Origin of the sequence: Cohnella fermenti, from assembly GCF_004801405.1 — a bacterium.
Taxonomy (GTDB): Bacteria; Bacillota; Bacilli; order Paenibacillales; family Paenibacillaceae; genus Cohnella; species Cohnella fermenti.
Genome location: NZ_SSOB01000048.1, coordinates 62,536 through 70,043, shown reverse-complemented (window position 1 = coordinate 70,043; position 7,508 = coordinate 62,536). Strand labels below are relative to the sequence as shown.

The following is a 7,508-nucleotide window of genomic DNA, read 5'->3' as shown; positions in this document are numbered from 1 at the left end:
AGTGGCCTCTTTCATCGAACAAAATTCGCTTGAGAATATTCGGCTCCATGTTTCAAATGTACCAAACAACAAAGAGAACGTGAAGACCCACTCCACACCCGAAAAGTTATAAATTCTATTATGTTAAGAAAAACGCCTAACGGCGTCCTTTGAGTGCGAGCGTATCCGTTTATGCGAGCCTAGTCACCAGTCACGGGTGATCCACCCCGTGACTTCCTTTTTAACATCACTTATTTTGTACTCATATCCATCGACTCCAGCGTCATGCAGCAAGGCGCTATCCCCCTTCTGCGCGTTTATGCCTCTTCTCCCCACGGCTCAGGAACCTCTTGGCCCTTCGCCGCACCCCGACCACCGCCGGGTGATCCCCACTCCTTCCCATCCTGAACGAGCGGGTGAGGAGACCTAATGCCGCCAGAGGGGAAAAGGCGCGGGGGAAGGCGTTGCCTCGTACCGGATGCCTGGCAAGCTGATCTCTATGCGTTGGGCGCGGCGCTCCTCTCCCGCCCCGTTAGCCCATATGGCAGGGGGGAACAACCGTTCAGGTCGTCATAGCGGTTTTTCGCATAACAAAGACGGTCGAGACATCGCGCCCTGACCGTTCCCCGCAACGCTGTTCGCACCTCCGATCCGACGTCTTTCCCCCTCCGGTCCGCCGCCTTTTGCCCTCTGATCCGCCGGCTTTTGCGATTTTATGTGGTTTTTCACATTCATCGGTTGGAATGAGCCGCGATCTCGGCGTTTTATGTGATTTTTAGCATACATGCGGCAACTGAAGCCGGAATTTTCTCTATATAGGCTATTTTTCACATCGAATCGTCCACCCTGCCCGTTATCGCGCCGCTCGAATGTGAAATTTCACATAAATTCCTCTATCCGGCGAGATGCCCGCCCCTCCCGCACCATTCAAAATGGGCTACCCCGAAACTTATAGATTCTTATATGTGCACAAAGGGCTGACCGGCATCCCCCTTGGATACCGAATCAGCCCTTCGCCGTACGATTGCGATTCCAGCCCGACAATTAGCCCTCTTCTTGAGCAACCAATTCCTCGTACACCTTCATCACGCGTTCCCATTCTTCGTCGTTCTCGATGTTGACGAGGACTTCGTCTTCCCCGTCTTCTTCTATGCGGAAGATCACGCCGTCGTCTTCCGGATCGTTGCGGTCGAGAAGGACCGCATACGCTTGATCGCCGGTCTCGAACGTATACACAAGCACCATCTCGTGTTCGTTGCCGTCTTCGTCCGTTACGATAAATACGGCTTCTTCGTCGTGCTCGTGGTTGCAATTCTCGTCATGTACATGTTCGCTCATGGGTGTAACCCCCGTTCAGTCGATTGAATTTGCCTACCTTGGTATCCTAACATTTCCTTGCACCTCGGTCAAACCAAAAGACGCCTTCCCTGCTAGAGAGAAGGCGCCCGGTTCTATTCGGCTTCTATCATCTGGAGATGACAATCTTCTCCGATACAATCTGCATGGAAGTGCTGTCCGTCGGCTTCATCCAGAAGCGCACGGTGTACTTGCCGGTGTATTTGAATTCGTAGGAGAACTCCTTGGTCGTGAACCAGAAGCTATCCTTGTCTGATGGAAAATTGCTGTCGCTGCTGCTGCGGCCGTCGATCCACGTGCTGTCTCCATAAGGGTCGGTGATCGTCACCTTGAAGCTGGAGATGCTCGTCTGCAGATTGTCGATCTGAGCATACACCTGGAAGTCGGTCGTCTTCTGCTTCGCGACGGTCCCGAACGAGGTGGAGCCCGCCATCAGGAACATGTGCACGTTGGGCTTGAAGATCGTCGCCTTCTTCGTGTCGTCGTCCCAGAACACCATGCCTTGCACCAGATCCCCGAGCGACTTCACGGAGACGTAGGCCTCCTTGCCGATCATGGCCGTGTCTGCATCGGATACCTCTTGCTTGTTCAAGATCAGCTTGACCTTCTGGCTTATGGTATCCGCGAACACGCCCGATCCGAATGCCAGCGTCATCACCGCGGTCAAGATCAGAATCCTGCGGAACTTCATCCGTCATTCCCTCCATCGCCCAGTTCCTTGTATGCAATTGGTTATACCGCTCGCACGGGGAAAAGTTGCGCGGAGTTTAAAAATTTTTTAATGATTCACGAATGCCGACGACGGTCTTGCCGCCGGAGGCAGCGTCAGCACGCAAGGAACGCCGTTCCCCATCGCGCCCGGCTGACTCATTCTCGCCAGGTAAGACAACCCTCGATGACAGGGCGTTCGGCACGCGGCGCACGTGTCGGAGGTAACCACCTTCATCTGAGGACGTTCGCTGTCCGGAGATTTCTTCTTCTTAATGACCTTCTTGCCGGCCGGCTTGTTCATGTCGCATTCCCCTTACGCTCGCGATTAACCTCCTCGATAAGGTATGCGCTCGCCCGATCAAGGGTGAGAAGCCGGCTCCGAATACGGGCGGCCGATAATTCGGAACGAATGCTTTTGCAGCGATACAAAATATGGTACATTTATGAGTAAACGTGTCGAATTCACGCTTGGCTTCTAGATGGGACGGGGAGGCTGCAGATGGACATACAGATGATCGGAACCGGCAGCGCGTTCGCTAAATCGTACTATAACAACAACGCTCTTCTCTATTCCGGCGACCGGACGCTGCTGATCGATTGCGGCTTGACCGCTCCGATGGCCCTGCACAAGCTCGGCGTATCGTTCGACCGGATCGATGGAATTCTTATCTCGCATGTGCACGCAGATCATATCGGCGGGCTTGAGGAGTTGGCCTTCCAGTATTTATACAAGTACCGGACCAAGGTGCCTCTCTTCCTTGCGGAGGAGCTGGCGGAGCCGCTGTGGGAGCATTCGCTGCGCGGGGGACTGGAGCAGGACGGCTTCCGCCGACTGTCGGATTATTTCGACGTTCGGCTTCTGACCGCCGGCGTTCCGACGGACACCCTCCCCGGACTCCGGGTGGAGCTGCTGCGGACGAGTCATGTTCCGGACAAGCTCAGCTACTCGATGCTGTTCAACGATACGTTCTTCTACTCTGCGGACATGGTGTTCAGCCCCGCGTTGCTCGAGCATCTCGTCCGCGAGCGGGGCGTGGAGACGATCTTCCACGACTGCCAGTTGCACGAGCCGGGGCTTGTGCACGCCACGCTGCCCGAGCTACTGACGCTCCCTGACGATATCCAGTCGCGCGTTCGCCTGATGCATTACGGCGACGACCGTCCGGCGTTCGAAGGCAAGACGGGACGGATGAGCTTCGTCGATCAGCATGTGATATACTCTTTAAACTAGGAGGGTGTTGAAGCATCATGGTTGCAACTTACATTATCGCCGGCGTCATCGCCGTGCTGCTGATCGTCAGCATTATCTGGGTCACCGGCAAGGCCTACTCCCGCAAGTGGGAGGAATAGCCGCCAGCACGCGAACAAGCTCCGATTGTCGGTCAAGGCCGGAATCGGAGCTTGTTCGTCTCTGGCATTACCACCGGCCGGAGAAGGTCGGCGCTTCCGCTGCGTCGGAGTTGCGGCTGTAGACGTCGCCGACAACGCTTTGGGAGCGATTGCCGTACACGCTGGCGATGACCCCGCGTTCCTCCGCTCCGCCGGACCACATCTGACACGCGCTAAGCCCCGCCGTCGAAGCGAGCGCAAGCGCTCCGAGGACGATTCGTTTCCCGAAGGCTGATTTTCCCGTATGCATCGTATGGAGCTCCTTGGACTAATTGGAATACAGCTCCATGGTGCCCCCGAACCTGCTCCTTTATTCCGCCGCCCGCTCCCCATCCTCGCGCTCCTTCGGCTTATTCTCCCGCTCCTCCTCCCACTCCCGCTTCCACTGCCAGGTGATCCTCTTGTCGTACGTCGTCGTATCCTTGCGAACAAGATTCGTTACCGCCGCCATCACGAAGCCGATCAAGCCGAACAGCCCCAGCAGCCAGACGAACAGGTATACCGGTTCCTCCATTGTTGTTGCCTCCCGATAAATGTCGCTATTCATATGTACGCGGGCCGCGCGGCGTTCATCCCTGGCTAGGAGCAAATCGGCATTAAAAATTTGGCGTTTATTGTGCAAAAATCCGCCCCGCAAATCGGTTGACTTCCGAGCCCGGGCTTGGTATTATTCTATTTGTCTTCACGAGATGCGATCTGGTAGCTCAGCTGGGAGAGCACTACCTTGACAGGGTAGGGGTCACAGGTTCGATCCCTGTCCAGATCACCATACATAACAATAGAGAAGCCTTTATACATAAGGCTTCTTTTTGCTTTATGGGAACCAACATACATAGCAGATAAACATGAAGAGCCAGTCTCCATCGGACTGACTCTTCACCATGTTTTTTTAGTTTTCCTCTTGTAGACTGATGATCTCAGCCTCAGACAGTCCAGATGCCTTGACTATAATAGCTACTTCAACTCCAAGATTCAGAAGCTCTTGGGCCATCTGAATCGCTTTCTTTCTCTGCCCACGGGCTTCACCACGAGCTTCCCCCTCTGCCATCGCTCCCTCAATCATAGAAGCTTCGTCATGCAGATACTTTTGTCTATCTTCGTATAATTGGCGGGCTATCGCATCCTGACTTAGGAACTCCAATGTGTCCATTGCTTTTTTCAACACCGGCTCATTCATCGTCAGCACCTCCCAATTGGATTTATCAGCACCCTTCAAGAAGAGTAACCAGTTGACCAATCCGCCACTCTCAACAGGAGCCGCATGATCACCAAGCTTTGTCGCGAGGAGCATCCTTTTCCGTATAGGGATTCAGCAGAACGATTTCGGTCAAAGGCGGCCTGTCAGCGTCTATAAAGGTCTTGTTCAAGAAGGCCAACAGAACGTCTCTGTTCTCCTCGCTTCCGAAAATCCGTTTGAATAAAAAATCATTATAGGGATCAAGCAGTGGTCCTTGATTGCCCGAGGGCCCTTATTTTTTTATTGCCGTCCGGTTTAGTTCTCGCCCTGTTGACCCACAATGATTGTTGAAGGAGTGAGAACAACATGAATCCAAACAAGAGCAACACCTGGAAGAGACCTCTGCTGGCCGCCGCATTCGCGCTGGCATTGTCCGCCGCCATGACGCCTGTCGCCTCCCCTGCCTCCGCGGAGACGGACGCCGCTCCGCCCGCCTCGCTCCATGAGCATCACGGCCATCCGTCGCCTCTCGACCTTGAAGCGATGGGAGCCATCAGCTCGGAAGGGACCGACTCCCTGCTCAAGCTGCTGAAGCTGGATGAGACGACGCTTCGCAACAGGCTTCGCGCCGGCGAGACCCTCGCCGACATCGCGAAGTCCCAAGGCGTGTCGAAGCAGAAGGTGATCGATCTGCTCGTCAAGATGCAGAAGGAACGGATTGCCGAAGCCGTCAAGGCGGGCCGCCTGACCACGGACCAAGCCAAGAAGATCAACGAGCGCCTTGTGGAACATACGACTCGCCTCGTCGAGGGCACCGGCCCTTCCTGGAACGGCCAGGGTCACAAGGGAGAAGGTCATCGACACTCCAAGCGGCTCGACGAGACCGCCCAGGTGCTCGGCATCCCTGCGGAGACGCTGATCCAGGAGCTTAAGAACGGCAAGACGATCGCGCAGATCGGCAAGGAGAAGGGAATCTCCGAGGATGCGCTTGTCGCCAAGCTGCTCGAGAAGGAGAAGGCGCGAATTCAGGAGCGCATTCACCGCGTCTGGAGCAAGACGAACCAAGCCAAGGAGACCACAACGGAGACTGCAACGCCGACACCGGCCACTCCGTAAAAAAATTCAAAATAACCCTTTACATCCCCGGCAAGAGCCGCTATAATAGGTCAAGTCGAAACAATACTTGATCTGGTAGCTCAGCTGGGAGAGCACTACCTTGACAGGGTAGGGGTCACAGGTTCGATCCCTGTTCAGATCACCATACTTAAACGCTCGGAACCCTTGATATTCAAGGGTTCTTTCTTTTTACATCTTTTTCCTCGGACTCAAATTTGTCCTCTTCCCTTCATTTTGGTCAAGATTTGGTCAAGAATGCCTTTTTCGTCCAAAAGGTGAAGCTCACTCGCCATTGAACGAGTGAGCTTTAATTTGATTATTGAATACTGACGATAAACTAATCACGTCATTCATCCTGTTCGCTGTTAAACAACAACTTCCCGAACTTCTCGGCTGTCTCCTTCTGCATACTTGGCAGCAAGTGACTGTAGGTGTCAAGAGTCAAGCGCACAGTTGCATGTCCTAACCGTTCTGATACGATTTTTGGATTCTCGCCTTGAAGAAGCAACAGTGTAGCATGTGTATGTCTCATTGAATGGAATTTAATTTTCTTAACTCCAGCTTCTTTAATCGCCACACTGAACGCTCGACGCAGATTGCTCTTATTTGTTGGAGTTCCATTTCCCGTACATACAACCAAGTCCATATCATGATAAGTTCCAGGTTCCGCCTTCTCCTTTTCCCGATCCACCATTTGCTTATGCTTCTTCAAACGTTTCATTGTCTCTTTAGGCAGATTGATCGTTCTTGTCCCTGATTTGGTTTTCGTGTATGGCTGTATTTCTTTCCCATCGCTACTGAGGGTTTGAGTAATACGAATGCAGTTATTCTCAAAGTCCACATCTTGCCAACGAAGCCCTAAGATTTCTCCTTGCCTTGCCCCAGAAGTCAATGCAATCCAAAATGCAATAAAGTACCTGCTGCCCTTGTCTCCATGCTTCAGGAACGTTTTAACCTCATCTACGTCCCACACTATTACTTCTTTCTTAACGGCCTTTGGACGGTCTACTAGCGAAGCAGGGTTCTTAGTAACAAGCTCCCATCGTTCTGCTTTCTTTAATGAGTCGTTGATGAGGGTATGAATCTTCTGAATGTTCTCATCGGTCAACTGTTCATCTTTAGTCATTTGATTATAGAACTTCTGAATTGCCATCGGGGTAAGTTTAGTGAGTTCTATATCTCCCAATGCTGGCAGCACATGGCCTACAATTAGCCATTTATACGTTGCTAGGGTTTGTTTCTTGACCTTGGTTATTTTATCTTCTAGCCAATGATTCACCATATACTCTCTGTACAACATTTTGTTAGGCTTCACGTAAGTTCCATTTGTAAGTGAGTACTCTAGCTCATTTAGCGCCTTCTGAGCTTCCTGCTTAGTTTTATAGCCGCGTCTTTTGATTTGTTGCGGTTTTCCATTATCCTTCTTCCCATGCGTTAAAACAAAGTACCACGTCTTTCCGTCCTTCTTGACAGTTTTGCCTGCCATAATCATTCAGCTCCATCCTGATTTAGACTTGTATTTCTAATTGGATGTAGTGAATTCAATAAGATTTTATTAGTGGCGTGCGGAGGCTCAGAGTCATGTAGCAACGCTTCTCTCTCTGCTCTCAATGCCGCTATCTCTATACAAATAGCTTGCTTGCGTTCATATGAGGTACTGCGGTTTAAATACTCCAGCGCAAGCTTAACGTGACGAGCAGCAATCGCTAATAACCGATCTATGCCGGCCTCACTCTCTGGCAAATTCCAAAGATGCTTGTTCATATAATGTCGTTCTCCC

At 52.2% G+C, this 7,508-nt stretch carries 9 protein-coding genes, 2 tRNA genes and 1 pseudogene; 4 read left to right on the top strand and 8 right to left on the bottom strand.

The annotated features are described in order from the left end of the window. Positions 1–1,023: 1,023 nt before the first annotated feature. From E6C55_RS27630 to E6C55_RS27620, 3 genes are all read right to left on the bottom strand, one after another. Entirely contained in the window at positions 1,024–1,317 is a 294-nt protein-coding gene (locus E6C55_RS27630; RefSeq protein ID WP_136373056.1) for a DUF1292 domain-containing protein, read from the bottom strand. A 127-nt stretch (positions 1,318–1,444) separates the two neighbouring features. Further along, positions 1,445–2,026 carry a copper amine oxidase gene (locus E6C55_RS27625; RefSeq protein ID WP_136373055.1) on the bottom strand — a complete coding sequence of 194 codons (582 nt, stop codon included), beginning with the start codon at positions 2,024–2,026 and terminating at the stop codon, positions 1,445–1,447. An 87-nt stretch (positions 2,027–2,113) separates the two neighbouring features. Beyond that, positions 2,114–2,347, bottom strand: a complete 234-nt coding sequence (locus E6C55_RS27620) for a hypothetical protein (RefSeq protein ID WP_136373054.1) — start codon at positions 2,345–2,347, stop codon at positions 2,114–2,116. A gap of 192 nt (positions 2,348–2,539) precedes the next feature. On the opposite strand from E6C55_RS27620, the gene E6C55_RS27615 reads away from it, so the two are divergent. Continuing rightward, a complete protein-coding gene (locus tag E6C55_RS27615; protein WP_136373053.1) occupies positions 2,540–3,277 on the top strand; it encodes an MBL fold metallo-hydrolase in 738 nt (245 codons plus the stop codon). A 186-nt stretch (positions 3,278–3,463) separates the two neighbouring features. Here the strand turns inward: E6C55_RS27615 and E6C55_RS27610 are convergent, their stop codons facing one another. Both E6C55_RS27610 and E6C55_RS27605 read right to left on the bottom strand, forming a co-directional pair. Further along, a complete protein-coding gene (locus tag E6C55_RS27610) occupies positions 3,464–3,685 on the bottom strand; it encodes a hotdog family protein (RefSeq protein ID WP_136373052.1) in 222 nt (73 codons plus the stop codon). A gap of 60 nt (positions 3,686–3,745) precedes the next feature. Beyond that, a complete protein-coding gene (locus E6C55_RS27605) occupies positions 3,746–3,949 on the bottom strand; it encodes a hypothetical protein (RefSeq protein WP_136373051.1) in 204 nt (67 codons plus the stop codon). Between the two features lie 179 nt (positions 3,950–4,128). Between E6C55_RS27605 and E6C55_RS27600 the strand changes: the two genes are divergently transcribed. Then, positions 4,129–4,204: transfer RNA gene (locus E6C55_RS27600), tRNA-Val, on the top strand. A 120-nt stretch (positions 4,205–4,324) separates the two neighbouring features. Here E6C55_RS27600 and E6C55_RS27595 read toward each other — a convergent pair. Continuing rightward, positions 4,325–4,880, bottom strand: a pseudogene (locus tag E6C55_RS27595) (Rpn family recombination-promoting nuclease/putative transposase). A 98-nt stretch (positions 4,881–4,978) separates the two neighbouring features. On the opposite strand from E6C55_RS27595, the gene E6C55_RS27590 reads away from it, so the two are divergent. Together E6C55_RS27590 and E6C55_RS27585 are read left to right on the top strand one after the other, a co-directional pair. Then, positions 4,979–5,728, top strand: coding sequence for a hypothetical protein (locus E6C55_RS27590; RefSeq protein WP_136373050.1), 750 nt, complete (start codon positions 4,979–4,981; stop codon positions 5,726–5,728). A gap of 69 nt (positions 5,729–5,797) precedes the next feature. Next, a tRNA-Val gene (locus tag E6C55_RS27585) sits at positions 5,798–5,873 on the top strand. Positions 5,874–6,074: 201 nt separating this feature from the next. Here the strand turns inward: E6C55_RS27585 and E6C55_RS27580 are convergent. Beyond that, the gene (locus E6C55_RS27580; protein WP_136373065.1) at positions 6,075–7,214 is read right to left on the bottom strand and encodes a site-specific integrase; all 1,140 of its coding nucleotides are present in this window, start codon (positions 7,212–7,214) and stop codon (positions 6,075–6,077) included. Positions 7,215–7,216: 2 nt separating this feature from the next. Continuing rightward, positions 7,217–7,492 carry a hypothetical protein gene (locus E6C55_RS27575; protein ID WP_136373049.1) on the bottom strand — a complete coding sequence of 92 codons (276 nt, stop codon included), beginning with the start codon at positions 7,490–7,492 and terminating at the stop codon, positions 7,217–7,219. Positions 7,493–7,508 lie beyond the last annotated feature (16 nt).